This is a genomic window from Mycobacterium sp. NGS66, from assembly GCF_059812225.1.
Genome location: NZ_JCALCG010000013.1, coordinates 36,805 through 59,573, shown reverse-complemented (window position 1 = coordinate 59,573; position 22,769 = coordinate 36,805). Strand labels below are relative to the sequence as shown.

The following is a 22,769-nucleotide window of genomic DNA, read 5'->3' as shown; positions in this document are numbered from 1 at the left end:
CATCGACTACACCAGAGCATCACTGGCGAACTAGGAGACCTGCGATGACAATCATGGCCCCCGAGGCGGTTGGCGAGTCGCTCGACCCTCGAGATCCGCTGTTGCGTCTGAGCAATTTTTTCGACGACGACAGCGTGGAGCTGCTGCACGAGCGTGACCGCTCCGGCGTGCTTTCCGCGGCCGGCACCGTGAACGGTGTTCGGACCATCGCGTTCTGCACCGACGGGACCGTGATGGGCGGGGCCATGGGTGTCGAGGGCTGCGCGCACATCGTCAACGCCTACGACACCGCCATCGAAGAGCAGAGCCCCATCGTCGGGATCTGGCACTCGGGTGGGGCTCGGCTCGCCGAGGGCGTGCGGGCGCTGCACGCGGTGGGACAGGTTTTCGAGGCCATGATCCGCGCGTCGGGCTACGTTCCGCAGATCTCGGTGGTCGTCGGCTTCGCCGCCGGCGGCGCGGCCTACGGGCCGGCGCTGACCGACGTCGTCGTGATGGCGCCGGAAAGCCGGGTGTTCGTCACCGGGCCGGATGTCGTGCGCAGCGTCACCGGCGAGGACGTCGACATGGCCTCGCTGGGTGGCCCGGAGACCCACCACAAGAAGTCCGGGGTGTGCCACATCGTCGCCGACGACGAGCTCGACGCCTATGAGCGCAGCCGCCGCCTGGTCGGGTTGTTCTGCCAGCAAGGGCATTTCGACCGCAGCAAGGCCGAGGCCGGGGACACCGACATTCACGCCCTGCTACCCGAGTCGGCTCGGCGTGCCTACGACGTGCGTCCCATCGTGACCGCGATCTTGGACGAGGAAACGCCTTTCGACGAATTCCAGGCCAACTGGGCGCCGTCGATGGTGGTCGGGCTGGGCCGGCTGTCCGGCCGCACGGTCGGTGTGCTGGCGAACAACCCGCTGCGCCTGGGCGGCTGCCTGAACTCCGAAAGTGCCGAGAAGGCAGCGCGTTTCGTGCGGCTCTGCGACGCGTTCGGCATTCCGCTGGTCGTGATCGTCGACGTCCCCGGCTACCTGCCCGGTGTGGACCAGGAGTGGGGTGGCGTGGTGCGCCGCGGCGCCAAACTGCTGCACGCGTTCGGCGAGTGCACCGTTCCGCGGGTCACACTGGTCACCCGAAAGACCTACGGCGGGGCCTACATTGCGATGAACTCCCGCTCGTTGAACGCCACCAAGGTGTTCGCCTGGCCGGACGCCGAGGTTGCGGTGATGGGGGCCAAGGCGGCGGTCGGTATCCTGCACAAGAAGAAGCTGGCCGCGGCACCGGACGACGAGCGCGAAGCGTTGCACGACCAGCTGGCCGCCGAGCACGAGCGGATCGCCGGCGGCGTGGACAGCGCCATCGACATCGGTGTCGTCGACGAGAAGATCGACCCGGCACACACCCGCAGCAAGCTCACCGAAGCGCTGGCCCAAGCGCCGGCGCGCCGCGGCCGCCACAAGAACATCCCGCTTTAATAGCGCGAGCAGACGCAAAATCCCCCGAACGCACGGCGTGTCGGGGGATTTTGCGTTCCCCAGCTGGCGCGCGTGGGCCCAGCTCACCCGCGGCACAGGATCGTCGAAAGCGCTTGGTGTAGTTGGGCTTCCGGGTCGGAAGGCACTCGCTCGGCACGCCACCCGACGAAATCGTCCGGGCGGATCAACAGCGCACCATCAGGCGCGAGTCCGGTGACTGCGGCCCACTCGTCACCAGGTACGCGCTGCACGGTAACCGGAACGCCGAGCGCCGCCGACGCCGAAGACGCAGCGCTGCACCAGCGTTCGTCCCCGGTGAATACGGTGAACCCGGCACCGAGCAGGTCGAGCGTCGACACCCGCTCGCCGTCACGCTGCAGCCACACATGCGGCACCCGGGTGCCGGGTTGCCCGCGCAACTCCTCCACCAGCGCTACCTCGTCAGCGTCCGGCTGGCCGTCGACAATTGCGGCCGACCGGTAGCGGTATCCGATCAGCAGAGCGAACATCGGCGCTTCCTCGTCCGCCGGCAACCCCGGCCCTCGATCTTTCAGCCCCAGGAACGCCAGCGACGGTCCGATCAGCGACTGACGTGCGTTGAAACGTCCAACCGGGTGCCGTTCGGTGTGGAAGGTAGTCAGCAACGCGGGATCGGCGTTACCTTGCAGCACCATGGCCAGCTTCCAGGCCAGGTTGTGTGCGCTCTGGATGGCCGTGTTGGCTCCGCCACCCTTGAACGGCGGCATGGTGTGCGCCGAGTCGCCGACGAGAAAGACTCGGCCGCTTTGGAATTGGTCGGCCACCCGCTCGTACGGCTGCCATGGCGCCACGTCGATGATTTCCACATCGATCGGTTCACCCACTGCCTTGCAGATCAGCTCACGGCAATGCTGCGGCGTGAACTGAGCGGCGGTCTGCCCGTCGTTAGGAAAGTAGGTAGTGATGAACATGCCCAAGTCGTCATGCACCGGCAAGAAGATCCCGTTTACGTCTGCGTTGTCGACTTGCACGGCATCACCGTCGCCGAGCTCAGGGATGAACTTTCGCCACGGCGCCCGGAAATAGATGAAGACCACATAGATGGGCAGTGCTCCGTAGCCGGAGGTCGTCACGCCCAGTGCCTCACGGATCGGGCTGTGCACGCCGTCGGCGGCCACCAGGTAGTCGGCGTGCACAGTTTCGGAGGATCCCGAATCACGGTCGCGCACTGTGGCTTTCACACCGGTGTCGTCCTGCTCGAACGAGCACAGTTCGGTGTTGTAGCGCGCTTGATTGCCGGACCGCCGTATGTGGTCGAGCAGGATCGGTTCCAACGCGCTCTGTGGGCAATATTGCCCGCCGGGCTCAGGACTCAGGCTTTCGAAGGGCGAGAAAATGGCGTCGACGTCGAGCGCCTGCTTCTGTTCGGTGCTGTTCAGCGTCGGCTTGCTCACCAAGTCCGAAACTCCGTCGGCGATCGCGTGGACCTCCTCGGCGAGGCCCAGCCCGCGCAGGATCTCCAGGCTGCGGAAGCTCAGATTGCGCGCTTTCGGGTAGATGAACACCTCTCGGCGCTTCTCCACCAGCAGTGAGTCGACGCCATGTTTGGCGAGCAGTGCCGACGTGGTCAGGCCGGCCGCGCCGGCGCCGACGATGAGCACGGGGACGTGTTTGACGTTCATCGCCATCTCCCTTCTAGACGGAACTGATCAGTTCCGTATTAGCCCATGCTGGCACTCACGAGGGGCACACGCAACTCGCTACCCGGCCGACGCGCCGGCGAGCGGCAAGATCACGTCCTCCAGCACCCGGCGGACATAGACGCGATCGATCGGTCGGCCGGTCAGCATCCGCAGCACGTTGAGGCCCAGGGCGACGTCGGGGATCAAGCTCAGATCGCGCCCGGCCGGGATTTCCCCGCGAGCCACCGCCTGGTCGAGAATGCCGCGCACCACCTGGCGCGGCCTGGACAGCACCAAATCGTCCAGGGCAGCCGCCAGAACGGGATTGTGCATCGCTGCCGTCGCCACCCCGACAATCACCTGGATCGTGCCGTATGCAGCATCGTCGATGTCCGGTACCGCGGCGACCAGCGCCTCTACGTCTCCCCGCAGGCTGCCGGTGTTCGGCGTTTCGACGGGCCCGAGCCGTCGCCGCCAGTGGGCGATCGCCTCGGCCACCACCACCGCTTTCGACGGCCAGCGCCGGTAGATCGCGGCCTTCCCGACCCCGGCGCGCGCCGCGATGTCGTCCATGCTCAGCCGGTCGTATCCCAGTTCGGCCACGCCGGCCAGGGCCGCATCGAGGATGGCCCCGTCCAGGGACCGGTCCAGGCGTCTGGGGCTGCGTGCGCGCGGACGATCGCTTCGAGCGCTGTGGTCGGCCATCGCCACGACCCCCATTCTGCCGATACGATACGGTTCCGTTAAAAGATACTCCAAGCTCTCACGGCACCGAACTCAGAAACTCCTCCGCCACGGCGACAACGCGTTCCCGGTCGCGGGGCACCAGACCGATGCGGGTGCGTCGGTCCAGGATGTCGTCGACATCGAGTGCGCCCTCATGGGTCACCGCGTATTCGAACTCCGCCCGGGTGACGTCGATGCCCTCCGCGACCGGGTCGGTGGGTCGCTCACAACGAGCGGTGCCGATGACGCTGGACGCCTCGGCCCCGTAACGGGCCACCAGCGAAGCCGGTAACCGCGCCCCCGTACCCTCAATCAACCCTGCGGGACCCGGGTTGGCGGGCGCCCCGATCAACGGCAGGTTGCGAGTCCGGCAATCCGCGGCGCGCAGTCCACGCAAGCGGATGGCGCGGTTGAGGACATCCTCCGCCATGTACCGGTATTCGGTCAGCTTGCCGCCGATCACGCTGAGCACACCGGAAGGCGACTCGACCACCGCGTGGTCCCGCGACACGTCGGCGGTGCGACCCTCGCCGGTGTCGATCAGCGGCCGCAGACCCGCATAGGCGCCGATGACATCGCTCATCCCCACCGTCGTGCCCAAGGCGGTGTTCACCGTGTCCAGCAGGAAGGTGATCTCCTGCGAAGACGGCTCTGGCACATCGGGAATGGGACCGGGCGCGTCTTCGTCGGTCAGCCCCAGATACACCCGGCCCAGCTGCTCGGGCATGGCGAAAACGAAGCGGTTCAGCTCCCCCGGGATCGGAATGGTCAGCGCCGCAGTCGGATTCCCCAACACTTCGGCGTCGAACACCAGATGCGTTCCGCGGCTGGGCCGCAACTTCAGCGACGAGTCGATCTCGCCGGCCCACACTCCGGCGGCGTTGATTACGGCACCGGCCGACACGTCGAACGATTCGCCGGTGCGCTGGTCGGTCAACCGTACCGAGGTGCCGGTGGCCTCCGATGCCGCCACGTAGGTGAGGATCCGCGCGCCGTGCTGTGCCGCGGTGCGCGCCACCGCGGTGACCAGGCGGGCGTCGTCGATCAACTGCCCGTCGTAGGCGAGCAATCCACCGGCAAGCCCGTCGCGGCGGACGGTCGGGGCCATCTGCACGACACGCCGCGCCGGGATCCAGCGCGAACGCGGCAATGTCGACGACGGCGTGCCCGCCATGGTGCGCAGCACGTCACCGGCAAGGAATCCGGTGCGCACCAGCGCCCGCTGGACGTGATTCATCGACGGCAGCAACGGAACCAGCTGCGGCAACGCATGCACCAGGTGAGGAGCGTTGCGCGTCATCAGGATTCCGCGTTCGATGGCGCTGCGCCGGGCGATCCCGATGTTGCCGGTGGCCAAGTAGCGCAGACCGCCATGGACCAGCTTGGAGCTCCAGCGGCTGGTGCCGAAGGCCAGGTCGTGCTTTTCCACCAGTGCCACCCGCAGACCCCGCGCCGCGGCGTCCAGCGCGATGCCGGCACCGGTGATGCCGCCGCCGATCACGACGACGTCCACCGGCGCACCGTCGGCAAGCGCCGCCAGGTCCGCGCTGCGGCGTCTGGCGTCAAGAGCGGCAGAGCGGGCCGGGGTGTCGGTGGTCACGACAGGTATCCGTTCAGTGCGTAGGTGAGTTCGGTGGCGAGCGCCTCGGCGTCCAGGGCGGGCGTGACGATGTCGGCCGATTGGATGGTCGACTGGGTGATCAGCAACACCATGGTGGCCAATTGCATGGGGTCGCCGGCGCGGACGCTGCCGTTGTCTTGGGCGACCTTCAGCCGGGCCGCCAGGCCTTCGATGAGGAACTGCTGGCTGGTGCCGAGGCGCTCGGTGATGTACACCCTGGCCAGCTGCGAGTGCATCACCTGCTTGATCAGTTCGTCGCCGCGCAACCGGTCGGCCACCGCGACAGTCTGTTTGACCAGCGCCTCCCGGTCCTCGCCGTCGATCGGCACCTCGCGCACCACCGCGAGCAGATGGCCGGTCAGCAGTGCCGACATGATCGACTGGGTGTCCGGCCAGCGGCGGTAAACGGTCGGGCGGCTCACGCCCGCGCGGCGGGCGATCTCGGCGAGCGTCACCCGGTCGACGCCGAAATGCAGAACACAACTGGCCGCTGCCGCGAGAATGCGGTCCCCGATATCCTCGGCCGCATTACTGATTGACAACATGTGTAATACTGTAACGCATGACGCAACTCGAGGGGCTGCTTCCACCGATGAAATGGAACGCGTGGGGAGATCCAGCCGCCGCCAAGCCGCTTTCCGACGGGATCAAGGCTCTGCTGAAACAGATTGTGGGACTTGACGATTCGAGCGCGCCCGGGCTAGAGCCCGACCAGGTGCAGCTGCGTCCATCCGCCTTGTCGCAAGCCGACCGAGACGAACTGGCCAAGATCGTCGGGGCCGAATACGTGCGCACCGCAGACCGCGACCGGTTGCTGCATGCCGGCGGCAAGTCCACGCCTGACCTGCTGCGGAGAACGAACCGCGGCGTCCAGGACGCGCCCGACGCGGTGCTGCTACCCGACGCCGAAGACACCGTGGCCGCGGTCCTGCGCTATTGCTCCGAGCACGGCATCGCCGTCGTCCCGTTCGGCGGCGGCACCAGCGTCACCGGCGGACTGGATCCTTCCCGAGGCCGGTTCAGCGCGGTGATCTCGCTGGATTTGCGTCGCTTCAACGAGCTGCATTCCCTCGACGAGGTGTCCGGCATCGCCGAATTGGGCGCCGGCGTCACCGGACCGGACGCCGAACGCCTGCTCGGCGAGCGCGGCTTCTCACTCGGGCATTTCCCGCAGAGCTTCGAGTACGCCACCATCGGCGGGTTTGCCGCCACGCGGTCGTCGGGCCAGGACTCCGCGGGTTACGGCCGCTTCAACGACATGATCCTCGGGCTTCGCATGATCACGCCGGTGGGCGTGCTCGACGTGGGGCGGGTAGCGGCCTCGGCGGCGGGTCCGGACCTGCGACAGTTGGCGATCGGCTCGGAAGGCGTGTTCGGGGTCATCACCAAGGTGCGGTTGCGGGTTCACCCGGTGCCGGAGACCACTCGCTATGAGGCGTGGTCCTTTCCCGACTTCGCGACGGGCACCGCGGCGCTGCGCGCCGTCACCCAGATCGGCGCCGGACCCACCGTCGTGCGGCTTTCCGACGAAGCCGAGACCGGAGTCAATCTCGCTACCACCGAGGCGATCGGCGAAAACCAGATCACCGGCGGCTGTTTGGGATTGACGTTGTTCGAGGGCACCAAGGAGCACGCCGAAAGCAGGCATGCCGAGACACGCGCGCTGCTGGAATCCCTCGGCGGCAAATCGCTGGGCGAGGGCCCGGCGCGGGCGTGGGAACGTGGCCGGTTCGCCGCGCCGTACCTGCGCGACTCGCTGCTGGCCGCGGGAGCGCTGTGCGAGACGCTGGAAACCGCTACCGATTGGTCCAACCTGCCGGCCCTGAAAGCCGCTGTCACCGAAGCGCTTACGTCATCGCTTGCCGAGTCGGGCACGCCGGCATTGGTGATGTGCCACATCTCGCACGTCTACCCCACCGGCGCCTCGCTCTACTTCACCGTGCTTGCCGGACAACGCGGCGATCCGCTCGAGCAGTGGATGGACGCCAAGAAAGCCGCCGGCGACGCCATCATGGCCACCGGCGGAACCATCACCCACCATCACGCGGTCGGCGCCGACCACCGTCCCTGGATGCGCGACGAGGTGGGCGATCTCGGCGTGCAGCTGTTGCGTGCGGTCAAGGAGACCCTGGATCCAGCCGGAATCCTCAACCCCGGCAAGCTGATTCCGTGAACCGGCGCGAGATCACCAAGGTCACCGCGCTGACCAATCCCCTGTCCGGACACGGCGCCGCGGTGGCGGCTTCGCAGCTCGCGATCGCCCGGCTCCACCACCGCGGCGTGGAGGTCATCGAGATCGTCGGTGAAAATGCCGACGACGCACGGTACCTGCTCGCGGCGGCCGTCGAAAAGGGAACGGACGCGGTGGTAGTCACCGGCGGTGACGGCGTCATCTCCAACGCGCTGCAAGTGCTGGCCGGTACGGATGTTCCGCTGGGCATCATCCCGGCGGGCACCGGGAATGACCATGCCCGTGAATTCGGCATCCCGACAAAGGATCCCGAGGCCGCCGCGGACGTCGTCGCAGACGGTTGGACGAAACCCGTTGACTTGGGCCGGGTTCGATATGGCGACGGCGTCCACAAATGGTTCGGCACCGTGGCGGCAACCGGCTTCGATTCGCTGGTCACGGATCGGGCCAATCGGATGACGTGGCCACACGGGCGACTGCGCTACTACGTCGCGATGTTCGCCGAACTGTCGCAGCTGCGACTGCTGCCCTTCCGGCTGGTGCTCGACGGAGCACAGGAGATCGAGGCGGAGCTGACGCTGACCGCCTTCGGCAATACCCGTAGCTACGGCGGCGGGATGCTGATCTGCCCGAACGCCGACCCTTCCGATGGCCTGCTCGACATCACCATGGTGGCGTCGGCCTCGCGGACGAGGCTGGTCCGCTTCTTTCCCACCGCGATCAAGGGAACCCACGTCGAGTTGGACGAGGTGACCACCGCGCGGGCCAAGACGGTGCAGGTCGAGTGCCCGGGGATCAACGTGTATGCCGACGGCGACTTTGTTTGCCCGCTACCCGCGGAGATCTCCGCGGTCCCGGCCGCGCTGCACGTTCTGCATCCCCATCGATGACCAATCGGGTGTTGGAAACCTCGCCGCCCAGAACTGGATGGTCCCACCGCGGTAGTGCGGAAGTGACCCCTGTGACTAGCCGACGTGCGTCAGCCGACGCCCCGGCTGAGCCAGGTCACCTCGCCGGCGTCGCCGCCGTCGCGATAGACCTCGAGCGCCTCGTCCCACGCCGTGCCCAGCACCGAGTCGAGTTCGGCGGCGAGTGTGTCGGCGCCCTGCGCCATCAGCGCCCGCAACCGCATCTCCCCGACCATGATGTCGCCGTTGGCGCTCATCGACCCGCTCCACAAGCCGAGCTGCGGGGTGTGGCTGAACCGCACCCCGTCGACACCCGGGCTGGGATCCTCGGTGACCTCGAACCGCAGCACCGACCAGGAGCGCAACGCGTCGGCCAGCCGGGCACCGGTGCCCACCGGCCCCACCCAGTTGGTGACCGCGCGCAGCTGTCCCGGCATGGCCGGCTGCGGAGTCCACACCAGGTTCGCCTTGGACTGCAGGGTCGACGACAACGCCCACTCCACGTGCGGGCAAACCGCCGCGGGCGAGGCATGCACATACACCACGCCAGTCGTCACGTCGGCAAATTGATTCGACGCACGCATCTGTTGCTCCTTCGGTTCCACGAGGGACGTCTTCCCCAACGACCTGGTGGCCCCGATAAGCAGGATGCTTCAGATGTGATTGTGTCTTGCGTGTCTATTGTGCCCTGTGATACCCATGTTGCGCTAGTGTTCAATCCTTATCGGATGTATTGCGATAGGACCGCGTCGGAAAGCTCCGGCCAGATGTCCAGCGCCCACTCGCCGAAATCGCGGTCGGTCAGCACCACCAGCGCCAGGTCCGCATCCGGATCTGCCCAGATGAAGCCCCCTGCCTGGCCGAAATGACCGTACGTGCGCGGCGAGTTCCGCCCACCGGTCCAGTGCGGTGACTTCGCATTCCGGATCTCGAAGCCCAGCCCCCAGTCGTTGGGCCGCTGGGCGCCGTAACCGGGCAGAACACCGTCCAGCCCGGGAAACTGCACGTTCACAGCCTCGGCGTGCATGGGCGCCGAGACCGTCGACGGCCGCAGCAGATCACCGGCAAAAGCCGCCAGGTCAGCCACCGTCGAGGTCGCCCCGAACCCGGCGCAAGACGCGCCGCCGTCCAGCCGGGTCGCAGCCATGGCCAGCGGCTCACACACCGCCTCGGCCAGGTAACGGCCGAACTCGATCCCGGACTCCTGCTGCACCGTCTCGGCCAGCACGGTAAAGCCGGTATTCGAATACACCCGCCGGGTACCGGGCTTGGCGAGCACCTGGTCGGACGTCATCGCCAGGCCCGAGGCGTGCGCCAGCAAATGGCGGACCGTCGAACCCGGCGGGCCGGCGGGAGTGTCCAGGTCGACGACCCCTTCCTCGACGGCGACCTGCACCGCCCGCGCTACCAGCGGTTTGGTGACCGACGCCAACGCGAAAACCCGTCCGGTGTCGCCGTGGGTGGCCAGCACGCCGGTGGGCGCTACCACCGCGGCGGCTGCGGCGGACACCGGCCATTCATCGAGCACGTCGAGAGCGGCCATCAACGGCGGGCGATGTAGTAGTTGTTGATCGGATCCGACTCGACCTCTTTCACCACCACGTCGTCGAACCCCGCGTCGGCAAGCATCGAGGTGGCCAGCTGGCGTCCCCACATGGCGCCCAGCCCGGCGCCGTCCATGGCCAGCGACACCGTCATGCAGTGCATCATCGAGGTGGCGTAGAGGTAGGTGCTCAGCGGGACGCCGACGTTTTCTTCGAGTCGGCTGGACGCCTTGACGTCCGCCATCAGCAGGACTCCGCCCGGGCGCAGGGCGCGATAGATGTTTTCCAGCACGCGGGCCGGCTGGGCCTGATCGTGGATGGCGTCGAACACCGTGATCACGTCATAAGCGGCGAGCTTGTCCAACTCGGCCAGATTGTGTCGTTCGAAGCTTGCGTTGGTCAGGCCCAGCTCGGCGGCCTCCGAGCGGCCGGTGGCAATGGCCTCTTCGGAGAAGTCGATGCCGGTGAATCGGCTGGCCGGGAACGCCCGGGCCATCAGGTTGATCGCATGCCCGCTGCCGCATCCGAAGTCGGCCACGTCGGCCCCGGCCCGCAGGCGCTCGACAAGGCCGTCGACCAACGGCAGCACCACGTCGATCAGCGCGGCATCGAACACCACACCGCTCATCTCCGCCATCAGCGTGTGAAAGCGTGGAAATTCGCTATAGGGCAGTCCGCCGCCGGTCCGCACGCAGCCGATGATCTTCTGTTCTACTTCGCTGAGCAGCGGGATGAAGCTGGCCACGACGGCGAGGTTGTTCGGTCCGGCCGCCCGGGTCAGCACACCCGCACGGTGCGCGGGCAGTGAGTAGGTCGCGGTCTGCGCGTCGTAGTCGACGACGTGGCCGGTGGTCATGCCGCCCAGCCACTCCCGGACGTAGCGCTCGTTGAGGCCAGCAGCGTCAGCGATTTGGGCGCTGGTGGCCGGAGGCAGCCCGGCCATGATGTCCAGCAGCCCGGTCTGGTGTCCGATGCTCAGCAGGATCGCCAGGCTGGCGCTGTCCAGAGCCGCGGTCATCCGCGCGGCGAACTCTTCAGCGGTCTCGCTCATGCCCACGGACGCTACACCCGCATCCCCTCGCGCCGAGTCTGCGTCCAGGGCGCCAGATTCGGCGGAATCGAGTGCCTCAGCGCAGAATCGGCGCCACCACCGCAGGCTCGACGACAAGATGCAAAGTAGGTTGGTGCCCATGAGTCAGACAGTGCGAGGCGTGATTTCACGTAGCAAGGGCAAACCCATCGAATTGGTCGACATTGTCGTCCCCGACCCGGGGCCGGGCGAGGCCGTGGTCGACGTCATCGCCTGCGGGGTCTGCCACACCGATCTGACCTACCGCGACGGCGGCATCAACGACGAATACCCGTTCCTGCTCGGACACGAGGCCGCCGGGACGGTCGAATCGGTCGGGCCCGGGGTGACCGCCGTCGAGCCGGGCGATTTCGTGGTCCTGAACTGGCGCGCGGTCTGCGGACAGTGCCGGGCCTGCAAACGCGGCCGGCCCAGCCTCTGCTTCGACACCTTCAACGCCGAGCAGAAGATGACGCTGACCGACGGCACCGAACTGACACCGGCGCTGGGCATCGGGGCGTTCGCCGACAAGACGCTGGTGCATTCGGGCCAATGCACCAAGGTCGACCCGCAGGCTGACCCGGCCGTCGCCGGATTATTGGGCTGCGGGGTGATGGCCGGCATCGGTGCGGCGATCAACACCGGCGGCGTCACCCGCGACGACACGGTCGCCGTCATCGGCTGCGGTGGGGTGGGCGACGCCGCGATCGCCGGTGCCGCGCTGGTCGGAGCCAAAATGATCATCGCCGTCGACACCGACAACACGAAACTGGACTGGGCGCGCAAGTTCGGAGCAACGCACACCGTCAACGCCCGCGAGCTCGACGTCACCAAGACGATCCAGGACCTCACCGGCGGCTTCGGCGCCGACGTGGTGATCGACGCCGTCGGCCGGCCCGAGACCTGGAAGCAGGCGTTCTACGCGCGTGATCTCGCCGGAACGGTGGTGCTGGTGGGAGTGCCCACGCCCGATATGCGGCTGGACATGCCGCTGGTGGATCTCTTCTCCCACGGCGGGTCGCTGAAGTCCTCGTGGTACGGCGACTGCTTGCCCGAACGCGACTTTCCCACGCTGATCGACCTCTACCTGCAGGGCCGGCTACCGCTGGACAAGTTCGTGTCCGAGCGCATCGGGCTCGGCGACGTCGAGGAGGCATTCCATAAGATGCACGACGGCAAGGTGCTGCGTTCGGTGGTGATCCTGTAATGGTCGCAATCGAGAAGGTCGTCACGCACGGCACGTTCGAACTCGACGGCGGCAGTTGGGAAGTCGACAACAACATTTGGCTGGTCGGCGACAACTCCAACGTCGTGGTCTTCGACGCCGCGCACACCGCGGAACCGATCATCGAGGCCGTCAACGGCCGCCATGTGGTCGCGGTGGTCTGCACACACGGCCACAACGATCACGTCACCGTCGCTCCCGAGCTGGGCGAGACCCTCGACGCACCGGTGCTGCTGCACCCCGCCGATGATGTGCTATGGCGAATGACGCACCCGGACAAGGACTTTCGCGCCATTTCCGATGGGGAGACGCTGGATGTGGCGGGCATGCGATTGCAGGCGATGCACACCCCGGGCCACTCCCCCGGATCGGTGTGCTGGTATGCCTTCGACCTGGGTGTGCTGTTCAGCGGGGATACGCTGTTCTCCGGCGGGCCGGGCGCGACGGGGCGCTCGTACTCCGACTTCCCGACGATTCTGCGGTCGATATCCGAGCGGCTCGGCAAGTTGCCGGGCGAAACCGTCGTGCATACCGGCCACGGCGACGACACCACCATTGGCGACGAGATCATCCACTACGAGGAGTGGGTCGCCCGCGGACACTAGGGCCCCGGCCCCCGCGAGCGTGCGCAAAATGCCAGCCGAACCGGCGTGTCGACGTACAAGCATGCACGCTCGCGGTCAAATCTGCGTGGCCATCACCGCCGACCTCGCCGTGCGCCTGCTGCGGCCCAGCCACATCACCGAAAGCGCCAGGTCGGCCAGGCCCACCACGAACAGCCCCACGAACACCCACACCAAATATCCGTACGAGCTCTGATGGCCGAAGGCCAGCCGCGGGCTGATGTATCCGTTGACCTGGCCGTCGGTCGTGACGTTGTAGGTGCCCTCGGCCGGAACATGGACCATCCACACCCGGACGTGCGCGTCGTTGTTGACAGTCGTTGTGCTACCGATGCTTTCGGTCACGACGGGCTGCGCGACACCCTCCGGCGGAGTGATCGTCACACCGAGCGGCGGCACCGGCTGACCGCCGCCGTTGGGTCCGCCGATCACCACGGTATGCAGACTGGCGGTGACGTCGCCGGCGGGCAAATGCACGCTGCCCGACCCCGGGATGGGCACCTCGCCGTAGGCGTCGTACTTGTCCAGAAAGAATGCGTTGAGGATCAACGTGGTGATGAACCCGCCCACCGACACCACCACCAGCACGATGGCGGCGGCTAGCGAAAACTTGGCGAGCCGTCTGCTGTTCATCCAGGAAGTGTGTCACGCGGCGGGCATCGACGCCGATAGCCAGGACGCGGGCGAGCGGAAGAGGAGCAGACTGGGACGAAAACGGGAAAGGAATGAACGCATGGCCGACGATCTCGTCGCAACAGTGCCCGATCTTTCCGGCAAGCTGGCAGTCGTCACCGGAGCGAACAGCGGTCTGGGGTTCGGGCTGGCCCGACGGCTTTCGGCGGCCGGAGCCGATGTGGTCATGGCGATCCGCAACCGCGCCAAGGGTGAGGAGGCGATCGAGAAAATTCGCGCGACGGTGCCCGACGCCAAGCTGACCATCAAGGCCCTCGACCTGTCGTCGCTGGCGTCGGTCGCCGCCTTGGGCGAACAGCTCAACTCCGAGGGTCGCCCGATCGACATCCTGATCAACAACGCCGGTGTCATGACGCCCCCGGACCGCGACACCACCGCCGACGGATTCGAATTGCAGTTCGGCAGCAACCATCTCGGCCACTTCGCGTTGACCGGTCACGTGCTGCCGCTGTTACGCGCGGCCGGCGGCGCACGAGTGGTCTCGCTGAGCAGTCTGGCCGCCCGGCAAAGTGGCAAGATCCACTTCGACGACCTGCAATTCGAGAAGTCGTATGCCCCGATGGCCGCCTACGGCCAGTCGAAGCTGGCGGTCTTGATGTTCGCCATCGAGCTGGACAAGCGCAGTCGCGCCGGTGGCTGGGGCATCGTCTCCAGCGCGGCACACCCCGGGCTGACCAAGACGAACCTGCAGATCAGCGGACCGTCGCACGGCCGGGAGAAGCCGGCGCTGATGGAGCGGCTGTACAAGACATCGTGGAAGTTCACGCCGTTCCTGTGGCAGGAGATTGACGAGGGAATCCTGCCCGCGTTGTATGCGGCCGCCACACCGCATGCCCAGGGCGGGGCGTTCTACGGGCCCCGCGGCGTCTACGAGCTTGCCGGTGGCGGTGTCAAACTCGCCAAGGTACCCAAACGCGCCCGCAACGACGACGACTGCCGACGCCTCTGGGAGATCTCTGAGGAGCTCACCGGAGTCAGCTACCCGAAGGCCGGCTGACCCCCGACAGGGACCAAATAAATTGCGGCGCAAAGCGATTCGTGGTTGCCGCGACACAACATGCTTTAGCGTGCCCGTCCAGCGACGAACGGTTGCGCCGAACGCCCGAGGCGTCGCCGGCAACCCCAGTTGAAGCTGCCGCGAATTTCGCTCGCGTCAATTGCGCTGGTCAATCACGAAATAATCGCTGTTTCGATACCGCGCTGCAGCGGGTAACCCTGACCGAAGGGTGGTGACCCACCACAACTCCGAAGGGGATACGCATGACAACCCAGGAAAACGTGCCGGCTGACTCTGACGACAAGCCAGAAGCTTCGAAAGACAAAGCTGAGGCTGACCAAGAGGCTAATCAAGAGGAGTCGCGGGACGGCGAGACTCCGTCCGACAAGCAAGAGTCTGACGAGCAGCCCTCGGATACTCCGACCGAGAAGCCGGAGCCGGACGAAGAGGACAAAGAAGAAGCCAAGAAGATGATGACGGCCTACGAAGACCGGCCCACTTTGGTGCTGCCCGGCACCGGCGGCGCAGTTTCCGGCACGGCGGTCAACGACTGGCTGGACGACGAGGGAAACCCCAGCGCAATGGGCGACGAGGACGCCCCGGCGGCCAAGGCCCAGAAGGAGGGTGGCGAATCTTCGGGCGAGGCCGAGTCAAGCGGTGTCAACCCGACCGGCATTGCGACGTCAGACAAGGGCGAGTCTTCGCACGAGGCCCGCTCCGCTGATGACCAGAAGTCATCCGAGGATGAGTCGTCCGACGAGGGGCTCTCCACCGAGGAGCAGATCGAAAAAGACAAAGAGTACAACAAGGCGGTCATCGAGCAGGCCAAGCGCGAAGAGGGCGCCAGCGAGGAAGAACTGGCCCAGTCCGAACAAGAGGAAAAATCCGTCACTCGATAGGTTCAGCGCTCCGTCATTTCCCGGGCATGCTGCGGATCGCGTGCCGCCCGCAGCGCAGCGCCGATGGCAGGCGTCAGGTGCGGACGCGGCGTCGTGATCACCGGGACCTGCAGCCGCGTCGATAGCGTCGTGGTCACCGCGGGTATCTGCGCGGTGCCGCCCACCGCCACCACCGCCGCCAGGCTCGAGATGCTAATCGCATTGTGCGCCAAGGTTTTTTCTATGATCGCCGCGAAGTTTTCCAGCGGACCGCAGATGACGTCGTCGAGTTCGCTGCGAGTGAGCCGGATGCTTTGTGACGACTCCCCGGACAACCCAGACAACACGGTCACCGTGCTCGACGAAAGCTGCTCCTTGGCGACTCGGCAAGCGGCCCGCAGCCGGTTCAACGAGCCGACCGCCGAATCAACGGCCCGGACGAACGGACCCTCGCTCGGCAGGTTGTCCAGGACCGCGGTCAACAACGCCTGGTCGACCAGGCGCCCAGAGAAGTCGTGATGCCGCACGGTCGTGGCTAACGGGTGATACTCAGCGCCGGCGTCGACGAGCGTGATGCTGGTGCCGCTACCCCCGAAGTCGCAGACCGCGACGACCCCGTCGTCGGGCATGCCCGGGCTGGCCCGCACAGCGAGCAACGTCGCCGCCGCGTCCGGGATCAGCGGCAGCGGCTGCGCGCGGTTCGACCATTCGGCCACCCGAGTCAGTGCCGACCTCAGCGCGTCCACGGCCTTGGGTGCCCAGTGCGCGGGATAGGTCACCGCGATTCTTTCCGGTAGGGGCCGCCCGGTCGCCGCGTACGCGAGCGCCCGCAGCCCGTCGGCAACCAGGGCCTCGCTGCGGTGCGCCGAGCCGTCGGTCGCCACGATGCCGGCCGCATCGCCCACGCGGTCCACGAAGTCGCTGATCACCAGCCCGGACTCGTCCAGCCTCGGGTTCTCCGACGGCACCCCGACCTCGGGCGGACGCTGACGATACAGCGTCACCACCGGCCTACGGGTGATGGCGTGGTCGGGGGTTACCGCAGCCAGGTTGGTGGCACCGATCGACAGGCCCAACGCCGGGGTGGCGAGTTCGGCCATGTCCAATGCCCTGGTCAGCGGATCGTTCCGGCGCCGGGGATCAGCGGCAGGTCCAGTGCCGTGACCCAGCCCGGCGAAAGGTCGTTGACCGCCGGAACCGCATTGAGCGCCCGCATCCCGGTGGCCAGACAGCCGGCCGCAGCCGCGTCACGGCCGGAGCCGTCGGTGAACCGGAACGCGGTCTCCTGGAAGATGCTCGGGGTCCCCTCGATGTCCACCCGGTAGACGTCGTTGTCGTGACCCGTCGGCCAGTCGGGGGCGGCGTCCAGGCCGATGCGGTTGACATGTTCCAGCTGTATGCGGGTCTCACCCTGGTAGACGCCGTTGATGGTGAATCGCACGGCGGCGACGTGGCCGGGCTTGATGACGCCCTTCGCGGTGTTGCGCTCGGTGGGTGTTACCCACTTGTCCCAGGTGGTGGTGATCTCGTCGAGCATGATCCCGGCGGCGTGGGCGATCATCGGGACGGTGGCGCCCCACGCGAAGATCAGCACGTCGCGGTTTTCCAGCATCGGACGGTATTCGGGTTCGCGGCCGATACCCATCTCGACTTCGTAGTCGCCCTCGTAGTTCGTGTAGTCCAACAACTCCGAGGCCCGCACTCGCCGTACTTCGGAACACAGGCCCATCAGGGTCATCGGGAACAAGTCGTTGGCGAAGCCCGGGTCGATGCCGGTGGTGAAGCACGACGACTCCCCCAGCTCGCAGGCCTGGGTGATGGGTTCGATCCACTGCGGCGGATTCAGGTGCATCGTCGGCCATACCCACGGCGTCATGGCGGTCGAGCACACGTCGATGCCAGCTCGCAGGAAGCGGGTGATCAGTGAGATGTTCTCCTTGGCCTTGATCGCCGTGGGGCCGTAGTGCACCAACGCGTCGGGCTTCAAGGCGATCAGGGCGTCGACGTCGTCGGTGGCCGTGACGCCCACCGGTTCGGCCAGCCCGCAGATGTCGCCGACGTCGCGGCCGACCTTGTCAGGGTTGCTGACGCCCACGCCGACCAATTCGAACATCGGGTGCTTGACGATCTCGGCGATCACCATCTTGCCCACGAAGCCGGTTCCCCAGATCACCACTCGCTTCTTGTCGCGTAGCGACATTCCCAGCCACCTTCCGCCGATATCCGCTTCACCATAAACATGTCGCGCGATTGCGGCGAACCGGCTGCCGGAAAAGCTCGCGTGCGGTCGCCTGTTTTGACAGCATGGGAAACCATGAAGCATTTTCGTGGCGCCTCGGCCCTGTTCGCTGTCGGCTTCGGATTCGCGACCACGTGCGGTGTGGCGCACGCGGGCGACTTTCCGGAAGTTCGTTACGAAGTCAGTGGCAGCTCCGGCGTCGCCGAGCTGATCAGCTACCAAACCGACACCGGTCAGCAGCGGGCGGTGAATGCGCGGCTGCCCTGGTCGGCGACGTTCACCTCTTTCGGGGGTCAGGTGTTTGTGCTCAGCGCGCAGGCACAAGGCACCGTCACCTGCCGAATCATTGTCGACAACAACGTGGTCCAGGAGGCGAAAGCCACGGGGACGCCTGCACATACCGTGTGCACACATTGAGTTCTGTCGCGAGCAGACGCAAAATGCCCAATTTCCGTGCCGAATTGGGGGATTTTGCGTCTGCTCGCCACCGTTCGCTAGGAGGTTCGACGTGACGAGCGGCATTGCGAATCGGGTAAACGGAACCGCGCCACCGGAGATCCCGCTTGCCGACATCGATCTCGGCTCGCTCGAATTCTGGCAACTCGACGACGACGTCCGCGACGGTGCGTTCGCGACGCTGCGCCGCGAGGCGCCGATTTCGTTCTGGCCCGCGATCGAGTTGGAGGGATTCCCGGCGGGTGAGGGGCATTGGGCGCTGACCAAGCTCGACGATGTCTTCTACGCCAGTCGTCATCCCGATGTTTTCAGCTCGAAGCCCGGCATCACGATCAACGACCAGAACCCAGAAGTGGCCGAGTATTTCGGCTCGATGATCGTGCTCGACGATCCGCGGCATCAGCGGCTGCGCTCGATCGTCAGCAGGGCGTTCACCCCAAAGGTGGTGGCCCGCATCGAGGCGTCGGTGCGCGAGCGGGCCCGCCGCTTGGTCACGTCGATCATCGCCAATCACCCTGACGGACAAGCCGATCTGGTCAGCGAGCTCGCCGGACCGCTGCCGCTGCAGATCATCTGCGACATGATGGGTATCCCCGAGGAAGACCATCAGCGGGTATTCCATTGGACCAACGAGATTTTGGGCGTCGGCGACCCGGATCTGACGGTCGATCCCGAGGAGTTCATCAAAATTTCGATGGACATCGGCGCGTATGCCACTGAGCTGGCCGAGGACCGACGGGTCCACCACCACGACGATCTGACGTCCAGCCTGGTGGAGGCCGAGGTCGACGGCGAGCGACTGACATCCGCGGAGATCGCGTCGTTCTTCATCCTGCTGGTGGTGGCGGGAAACGAGACGACGCGCAATGCGATCAGCCACGGCGTGCTGGCGCTGACCCGCTATCCCGAGCAGCGGGAGAAGTGGTGGTCGGACTTCGACGCGCTGGCACCCACCGCGGTCGAGGAGATCGTGCGGTGGGCGTCGCCGGTGATCTACATGCGGCGTACCCTGACGCAGGATGTCGAGTTGCGCGGCGTCAAAATGGCTGCCGGAGACAAGGTTTCGCTGTGGTACAACTCGGCGAACCGCGACGAGTCGAAGTTCGCCGACCCCTGGACGTTCGACGTGGCGCGCAGCCCGAACCCGCATGTCGGGTTCGGCGGCGGCGGTGCCCACTTCTGCCTGGGCGCGAACCTGGCTCGCCGCGAGATCCGGGTGATGTTCGACGAGCTGCACCGCCAGATCCCCGACATCCACGCGACCGCGGAGCCGGCGCGGCTGCTGTCGCAATTCATCCACGGCATCAAGAGCCTGCCGGTCGCCTGGTAGCGCAGAGGTTGCGCGAGGTAGCGCGTTGTAGCGCGAGCAGACGCAAAATCCCCCAAAACGGCGCGTTTTCGGGTGATTTTGCGTCTGCTCGGCATTGACTGGCCAGCGCTGGGCGGGTAGGCGTTATCAGCATGGCTGACGTCGACGTTTGCGTGGTAGGCGGGGGTTTTGCGGGACTGACGGCGGCCCTGCGCCTCAAGCAGGCCGGCCGTTCGGTGGTGTTGCTGGAAGCCCGCGACCGCGTCGGCGGGCGGACATTCACCGTGACCCGCCCCGACGGGTCCTGGATCGACAAGGGCGGCGCGTGGGTCGGCCCGACGCAGGACCGAATCTATGCGCTGATGGACGAATTCGGCGTCTCGACGTTCAAGCAGTACACCGGTGGCCAAGCCATGATGGTGGTCGGGGGCAAACAGTACCGGTATCGCGGCACGATCCCGTGGAGCATGAGCCCGTGGGCGTCGCTGAACCTCGGCGCCGGCTTCTACGGAATCAGCCGGCTGTGCAAGTCCATTCCGCTGGATGCGCCGTGGGAGGCCAAGAACGCCGCCAAGTGGGATCGCATGACGTTGGCCCAATGGCTGGACAAGAACGTCATGTCCAAGGCGGCCCACGACCTGTTGGATGCGGCGGTCGGGGGGTGCTACACGTCGGCGACCTCCGAGGTGTCGATGCTGTTCGTGCTGTACCAAATGGCGTCGGGCGGCGGGCCAGGCTTCGTGCTGGGCGGCAAGGGCGCATCGCAGGACGCGCGAATTGTCGGTGGAATGGGTGCCATCTACCAGCCGATGGCCGCCGAGCTGGGCGACGCGATCCGGCTCTCACAGCCGGTCCGGTCCATCACGCAGGACGCCGACGGGGTGACGGTGCGATCCGACGGCGACGGCATCCGGGCGCGGCACGTGATTGTCGCGGTGCCGGTGGCGATCGCCAGCCAAATCGTTTACGAGCCAATGCTTCCCACGGATCGCGCTTTCCTGCATCAGCGGATGCCCAGCGGTGCGATCGTCAAGATCTCGATCGTGTACGACGAGCCGTTCTGGCGGGACGACGGGTTGTGCGGCCAGTCGGTGGCGCCGGGCACGCCGGCTCCGGTCACGATCGACGCCTGCACCCACGCCGGAACGCCGGGCATCTTGTGCGTGATCAGCGAGGGACCGACCGCGCGTGCCTACGAGCGCCTCGACGAAACCGAGCGCCGCCAGTCGGTTCTCGACACGCTGGTTCACCGGTTCGGCCCGAAGGCCGGAAAGCCGGTGGACTACGTCGAGCAGAACTGGGGCCGCGAACCCTACTCCGGCGGTGGAATGCTCAGCCACGCTCCGCCCGGTGTGCTCACCGAGTTCGGCCATGCGCTGCGCGAACCGTGCGGCCGCATCCACTGGGCCGGAACCGAGAGCTCGGCGAAGATGTGCGGCTGGGTCGACGGCGCCATCCGCTCCGGCGAACGAGCGGCCAGTGAGGTGATGGAACCAGCACAGCCGAGCAGACGCAAAATCCCCCAATTTCGGTGAGAAACAGGGGCTTTTGCGTCTGCTCGGCGTCCTTCTGCGCGCTTAGCACCCGAGCTGATCGGCGAGGTCCAGGAAGTCCGAGGCGTTGACGTCGAACTCGTCGGAGTAGTCGACGTCCGCAACGCCGTCAGCACCGAATTCCAGCGGTCTTGTCACGAAGGCCGTTTGGAAGCCGAGGCGGGCCGCGGCGCGGATGTCGTACTTGTGACTCGCCACCATCATGATCTCGGCCGGTTTCAGTCCGAGGTAGGTTGCCGCCATCCGATATATGGCGGGATGCGGCTTGAACACGCCGGCCATTTCGGCGGCGAAAACGGCGTCCCACGGCAAGCCAGCGCGCTTGGAGATGTTGACCACCGCCGCAACATCGGCGTTCGACAGGGTTGCCAGCGTGTACCTCGACTTCAGCCGAGTCAGTCCGGGGACCACATCGGGCCACGGCTTCAGTCGCTGCCACGCGAACGTGAGCTCTTCTCGCTCGTCATCCGATAGGCCGGTGATGCCGTACTCTCGCAGCACGGCATCGAGCGCGTTGCGATAGATCGAGTGCACCGGAACCCATTTGTGGCCGGCGGTTTCTGAGGCCACGAAATACGCTGCACGCCAACGCCGGACCAGTCCGGCCCAATCGACGTCTGAATACCGCCCTGCGCTGATCCGCTCTGCTTCGGCGCACACCGTCGAATGAAAATCCGTGGCAGTACCTTGCACGTCAAACAACAAGGCCTTTAGTTCGTGCCCTGAAACCACTTGCGCCACTCTAGCGGTGACCGTCAGTTCCGGGCGCGGCTGACTGTGTCAATTTGCCCGCCTCGAAGCGACAACCGCCGCGCGCCCAGCCAACTGTCGCGTGACGAAGGCGACCAGTGTGAGCAGCGGTGTACGTTCACCGACGCTGGCTACACTCGGCGTGACCATCCCTGGACTGCGAGGTGCTTTCGTGGCCGACGACGACACTGAGACCGAGCCCGACTACCGGTTCACCCTGGCCAACGAGCGAACGTTCCTCGCGTGGCAACGCACCTCGCTGGGCTTGCTCGCGGCGGCCGTTGCGCTGGTGCAGCTCGTTCCGGAGCTGACCGTGCCCGGCGCGCGCCGCGTGCTCGGCATAGGACTTGCTGTGCTGGCCATTGTCACCAGCGGAACGGGATTGGTGCGCTGGCGACAGGCCGACCACGCCATGCGCCGCGGCGAGCCACTGCCGCGGCACCCCACCCCGGGCTTTCTCGCTGTGGGTCTTATCGTGCTCGGGCTCGTCGCAACGGGATTGGTGATCGCGAAGGCGGTCATGGGTTGAGTCGGCCGCGTGCGGGCACGCCGGGTCCCGGGTCGCAGGCTGAACGGACCAGGCTTGCCTGGACGCGCACGTCGTTCGCCTTTCTGGTCAACGGCGCATTGTTGGCGGTCAAGAACGTGCACAATTCCGAGGGGCTGCTCGCCCAGATCCCAACGGTTCTGGCAGCCCTCGTGGCGCTATCCGCCTACGTGATCGCGTTGCAGCGAGAGCGGACTCTGGCGAAACAGCCACTCCCACAACGAATCACGCCGCGCCGACAGGTGTACATCATCGGCGTGGGCGCGGTGGTTCTGATCGTGGTCACCGCGATCGCCCACTTGCTCTAGTCGCG

General features: G+C 66.4%; 22 protein-coding genes and 1 pseudogene. 12 read left to right on the top strand and 11 right to left on the bottom strand.

All coding sequences use genetic code 11. The features are described from left to right. The first annotated feature begins 44 nt into the window (after window positions 1–44). Window positions 45–1,466, top strand: coding sequence for an acyl-CoA carboxylase subunit beta (locus tag AC5Y2L_RS21415; RefSeq protein WP_499931866.1), 1,422 nt, complete (start codon window positions 45–47; stop codon window positions 1,464–1,466). 83 nt (window positions 1,467–1,549) lie between these two features. On the opposite strand, the gene AC5Y2L_RS21410 is transcribed toward AC5Y2L_RS21415, so the two are convergent. The 4 genes from AC5Y2L_RS21410 to AC5Y2L_RS21395 form a co-directional block, all read right to left on the bottom strand. Next, window positions 1,550–3,127, bottom strand: a complete 1,578-nt coding sequence (locus tag AC5Y2L_RS21410; RefSeq protein ID WP_499931869.1) for an FAD-dependent monooxygenase — start codon at window positions 3,125–3,127, stop codon at window positions 1,550–1,552. 78 nt (window positions 3,128–3,205) lie between these two features. Next, entirely contained in the window at window positions 3,206–3,832 is a 627-nt protein-coding gene (locus AC5Y2L_RS21405; RefSeq protein WP_499932403.1) for a TetR/AcrR family transcriptional regulator, read from the bottom strand. Window positions 3,833–3,890: 58 nt separating this feature from the next. Then, complete coding sequence (locus AC5Y2L_RS21400; protein WP_499931871.1) at window positions 3,891–5,453, bottom strand: glycerol-3-phosphate dehydrogenase/oxidase; 1,563 nt, start codon at window positions 5,451–5,453, stop codon at window positions 3,891–3,893. Beyond that, entirely contained in the window at window positions 5,450–6,019 is a 570-nt protein-coding gene (locus tag AC5Y2L_RS21395) for a TetR/AcrR family transcriptional regulator (RefSeq protein ID WP_499931873.1), read from the bottom strand. The genes AC5Y2L_RS21400 and AC5Y2L_RS21395 overlap by 4 nt, the downstream gene beginning before the upstream one ends. Before the next feature lie 47 nt (window positions 6,020–6,066). Between AC5Y2L_RS21395 and AC5Y2L_RS21390 the strand changes: the two genes are divergently transcribed. Then, window positions 6,067–7,647 carry an FAD-binding oxidoreductase gene (locus AC5Y2L_RS21390; RefSeq protein WP_499932405.1) on the top strand — a complete coding sequence of 527 codons (1,581 nt, stop codon included), beginning with the start codon at window positions 6,067–6,069 and terminating at the stop codon, window positions 7,645–7,647. Next, a complete protein-coding gene (locus tag AC5Y2L_RS21385) occupies window positions 7,644–8,555 on the top strand; it encodes a diacylglycerol kinase (RefSeq protein ID WP_499931875.1) in 912 nt (303 codons plus the stop codon). The genes AC5Y2L_RS21390 and AC5Y2L_RS21385 overlap by 4 nt, the downstream gene beginning before the upstream one ends. Before the next feature lie 89 nt (window positions 8,556–8,644). Here the strand turns inward: AC5Y2L_RS21385 and AC5Y2L_RS21380 are convergent, their stop codons facing one another. From AC5Y2L_RS21380 to AC5Y2L_RS21370, 3 genes are all read right to left on the bottom strand, one after another. Further along, window positions 8,645–9,157: a DUF3145 domain-containing protein gene (locus tag AC5Y2L_RS21380; protein ID WP_499931877.1), complete on the bottom strand. Its 513-nt coding sequence runs from the start codon at window positions 9,155–9,157 to the stop codon at window positions 8,645–8,647. Window positions 9,158–9,294: 137 nt separating this feature from the next. Continuing rightward, a complete protein-coding gene (locus tag AC5Y2L_RS21375; protein ID WP_499931879.1) occupies window positions 9,295–10,116 on the bottom strand; it encodes a serine hydrolase domain-containing protein in 822 nt (273 codons plus the stop codon). Beyond that, the gene (locus AC5Y2L_RS21370) at window positions 10,116–11,168 is read right to left on the bottom strand and encodes a class I SAM-dependent methyltransferase (protein WP_499931881.1); all 1,053 of its coding nucleotides are present in this window, start codon (window positions 11,166–11,168) and stop codon (window positions 10,116–10,118) included. The genes AC5Y2L_RS21375 and AC5Y2L_RS21370 overlap by 1 nt, the downstream gene beginning before the upstream one ends. Window positions 11,169–11,307: 139 nt before the next feature. On the opposite strand from AC5Y2L_RS21370, the gene AC5Y2L_RS21365 reads away from it, so the two are divergent. Then, on the top strand, window positions 11,308–12,393 hold the full coding sequence (locus tag AC5Y2L_RS21365; RefSeq protein WP_499931883.1) for an S-(hydroxymethyl)mycothiol dehydrogenase: 1,086 nt from the start codon (window positions 11,308–11,310) through the stop codon (window positions 12,391–12,393). Then, a complete protein-coding gene (locus AC5Y2L_RS21360) occupies window positions 12,393–13,016 on the top strand; it encodes an MBL fold metallo-hydrolase (protein ID WP_499931885.1) in 624 nt (207 codons plus the stop codon). Before AC5Y2L_RS21365 ends, AC5Y2L_RS21360 begins: the two co-directional genes overlap by 1 nt. 75 nt (window positions 13,017–13,091) lie before the next feature. Here the strand turns inward: AC5Y2L_RS21360 and AC5Y2L_RS21355 are convergent, their stop codons facing one another. Beyond that, entirely contained in the window at window positions 13,092–13,667 is a 576-nt protein-coding gene (locus tag AC5Y2L_RS21355) for an SHOCT domain-containing protein (RefSeq protein WP_499931887.1), read from the bottom strand. 100 nt (window positions 13,668–13,767) lie between these two features. Here AC5Y2L_RS21355 and AC5Y2L_RS21350 point away from each other — a divergent pair, with 100 nt between their 5' ends. Next, complete coding sequence (locus tag AC5Y2L_RS21350; protein WP_499931889.1) at window positions 13,768–14,724, top strand: SDR family oxidoreductase; 957 nt, start codon at window positions 13,768–13,770, stop codon at window positions 14,722–14,724. A gap of 263 nt (window positions 14,725–14,987) precedes the next feature. Continuing rightward, window positions 14,988–15,623 (top strand): hypothetical protein, encoded by a 636-nt coding sequence (locus AC5Y2L_RS21345; RefSeq protein ID WP_499932439.1) that lies wholly within the window; start codon window positions 14,988–14,990, stop codon window positions 15,621–15,623. 32 nt (window positions 15,624–15,655) lie between these two features. Here the strand turns inward: AC5Y2L_RS21345 and AC5Y2L_RS21340 are convergent. Then, a pseudogene (locus tag AC5Y2L_RS21340) lies at window positions 15,656–16,702 on the bottom strand (Hsp70 family protein); the annotation flags it as partial. A gap of 14 nt (window positions 16,703–16,716) precedes the next feature. Next, window positions 16,717–17,802 carry an NAD(P)H-dependent amine dehydrogenase family protein gene (locus tag AC5Y2L_RS21335; RefSeq protein ID WP_499931892.1) on the bottom strand — a complete coding sequence of 362 codons (1,086 nt, stop codon included), beginning with the start codon at window positions 17,800–17,802 and terminating at the stop codon, window positions 16,717–16,719. 114 nt (window positions 17,803–17,916) lie between these two features. Here AC5Y2L_RS21335 and AC5Y2L_RS21330 point away from each other — a divergent pair, with 114 nt between their 5' ends. The 3 genes from AC5Y2L_RS21330 (at window position 17,917) to AC5Y2L_RS21320 (ending at window position 21,141) form a co-directional block, all read left to right on the top strand. Beyond that, window positions 17,917–18,258: an MmpS family transport accessory protein gene (locus AC5Y2L_RS21330; protein ID WP_499931893.1), complete on the top strand. Its 342-nt coding sequence runs from the start codon at window positions 17,917–17,919 to the stop codon at window positions 18,256–18,258. Between the two features lie 91 nt (window positions 18,259–18,349). Further along, entirely contained in the window at window positions 18,350–19,627 is a 1,278-nt protein-coding gene (locus AC5Y2L_RS21325) for a cytochrome P450 (RefSeq protein ID WP_499931907.1), read from the top strand. A 131-nt stretch (window positions 19,628–19,758) separates the two neighbouring features. Beyond that, entirely contained in the window at window positions 19,759–21,141 is a 1,383-nt protein-coding gene (locus tag AC5Y2L_RS21320; RefSeq protein ID WP_499931916.1) for a flavin monoamine oxidase family protein, read from the top strand. A 42-nt stretch (window positions 21,142–21,183) separates the two neighbouring features. Here AC5Y2L_RS21320 and AC5Y2L_RS21315 read toward each other — a convergent pair whose 3' ends face one another. After that, complete coding sequence (locus tag AC5Y2L_RS21315; RefSeq protein ID WP_499932407.1) at window positions 21,184–21,918, bottom strand: haloacid dehalogenase type II; 735 nt, start codon at window positions 21,916–21,918, stop codon at window positions 21,184–21,186. 163 nt (window positions 21,919–22,081) lie between these two features. On the opposite strand from AC5Y2L_RS21315, the gene AC5Y2L_RS21310 reads away from it, so the two are divergent. Both AC5Y2L_RS21310 and AC5Y2L_RS21305 read left to right on the top strand, forming a co-directional pair. Further along, a complete protein-coding gene (locus AC5Y2L_RS21310; RefSeq protein WP_499931918.1) occupies window positions 22,082–22,438 on the top strand; it encodes a YidH family protein in 357 nt (118 codons plus the stop codon). Beyond that, on the top strand, window positions 22,435–22,764 hold the full coding sequence (locus AC5Y2L_RS21305) for a DUF202 domain-containing protein (RefSeq protein ID WP_499931920.1): 330 nt from the start codon (window positions 22,435–22,437) through the stop codon (window positions 22,762–22,764). The genes AC5Y2L_RS21310 and AC5Y2L_RS21305 overlap by 4 nt, the downstream gene beginning before the upstream one ends. Window positions 22,765–22,769: the final 5 nt, after the last annotated feature.

Bases quoted from the DNA above. Each gene is read 5' to 3' on its own strand.
- AC5Y2L_RS21335 (WP_499931892.1), bottom strand. From the start codon at position 17,802: ATGTCGCTACGCGACAAGAAGCGAGTGGTGATCTGGGGAACCGGCTTC.
- AC5Y2L_RS21375 (WP_499931879.1), bottom strand. From the start codon at position 10,116: ATGGCCGCTCTCGACGTGCTCGATGAATGGCCGGTGTCCGCCGCAGCC.
- AC5Y2L_RS21405 (WP_499932403.1), bottom strand. From the start codon at position 3,832: ATGGCCGACCACAGCGCTCGAAGCGATCGTCCGCGCGCACGCAGCCCC.
- AC5Y2L_RS21380 (WP_499931877.1), bottom strand. From the start codon at position 9,157: ATGCGTGCGTCGAATCAATTTGCCGACGTGACGACTGGCGTGGTGTAT.
- AC5Y2L_RS21415 (WP_499931866.1), top strand. From the start codon at position 45: ATGACAATCATGGCCCCCGAGGCGGTTGGCGAGTCGCTCGACCCTCGA.
- AC5Y2L_RS21370 (WP_499931881.1), bottom strand. From the start codon at position 11,168: ATGAGCGAGACCGCTGAAGAGTTCGCCGCGCGGATGACCGCGGCTCTG.
- AC5Y2L_RS21360 (WP_499931885.1), top strand. From the start codon at position 12,393: ATGGTCGCAATCGAGAAGGTCGTCACGCACGGCACGTTCGAACTCGAC.
- AC5Y2L_RS21330 (WP_499931893.1), top strand. From the start codon at position 17,917: ATGAAGCATTTTCGTGGCGCCTCGGCCCTGTTCGCTGTCGGCTTCGGA.
- AC5Y2L_RS21395 (WP_499931873.1), bottom strand. From the start codon at position 6,019: ATGTTGTCAATCAGTAATGCGGCCGAGGATATCGGGGACCGCATTCTC.
- AC5Y2L_RS21345 (WP_499932439.1), top strand. From the start codon at position 14,988: ATGACAACCCAGGAAAACGTGCCGGCTGACTCTGACGACAAGCCAGAA.
- AC5Y2L_RS21365 (WP_499931883.1), top strand. From the start codon at position 11,308: ATGAGTCAGACAGTGCGAGGCGTGATTTCACGTAGCAAGGGCAAACCC.
- AC5Y2L_RS21355 (WP_499931887.1), bottom strand. From the start codon at position 13,667: ATGAACAGCAGACGGCTCGCCAAGTTTTCGCTAGCCGCCGCCATCGTG.
- AC5Y2L_RS21390 (WP_499932405.1), top strand. From the start codon at position 6,067: ATGAAATGGAACGCGTGGGGAGATCCAGCCGCCGCCAAGCCGCTTTCC.
- AC5Y2L_RS21410 (WP_499931869.1), bottom strand. From the start codon at position 3,127: ATGAACGTCAAACACGTCCCCGTGCTCATCGTCGGCGCCGGCGCGGCC.
- AC5Y2L_RS21350 (WP_499931889.1), top strand. From the start codon at position 13,768: ATGGCCGACGATCTCGTCGCAACAGTGCCCGATCTTTCCGGCAAGCTG.
- AC5Y2L_RS21320 (WP_499931916.1), top strand. From the start codon at position 19,759: ATGGCTGACGTCGACGTTTGCGTGGTAGGCGGGGGTTTTGCGGGACTG.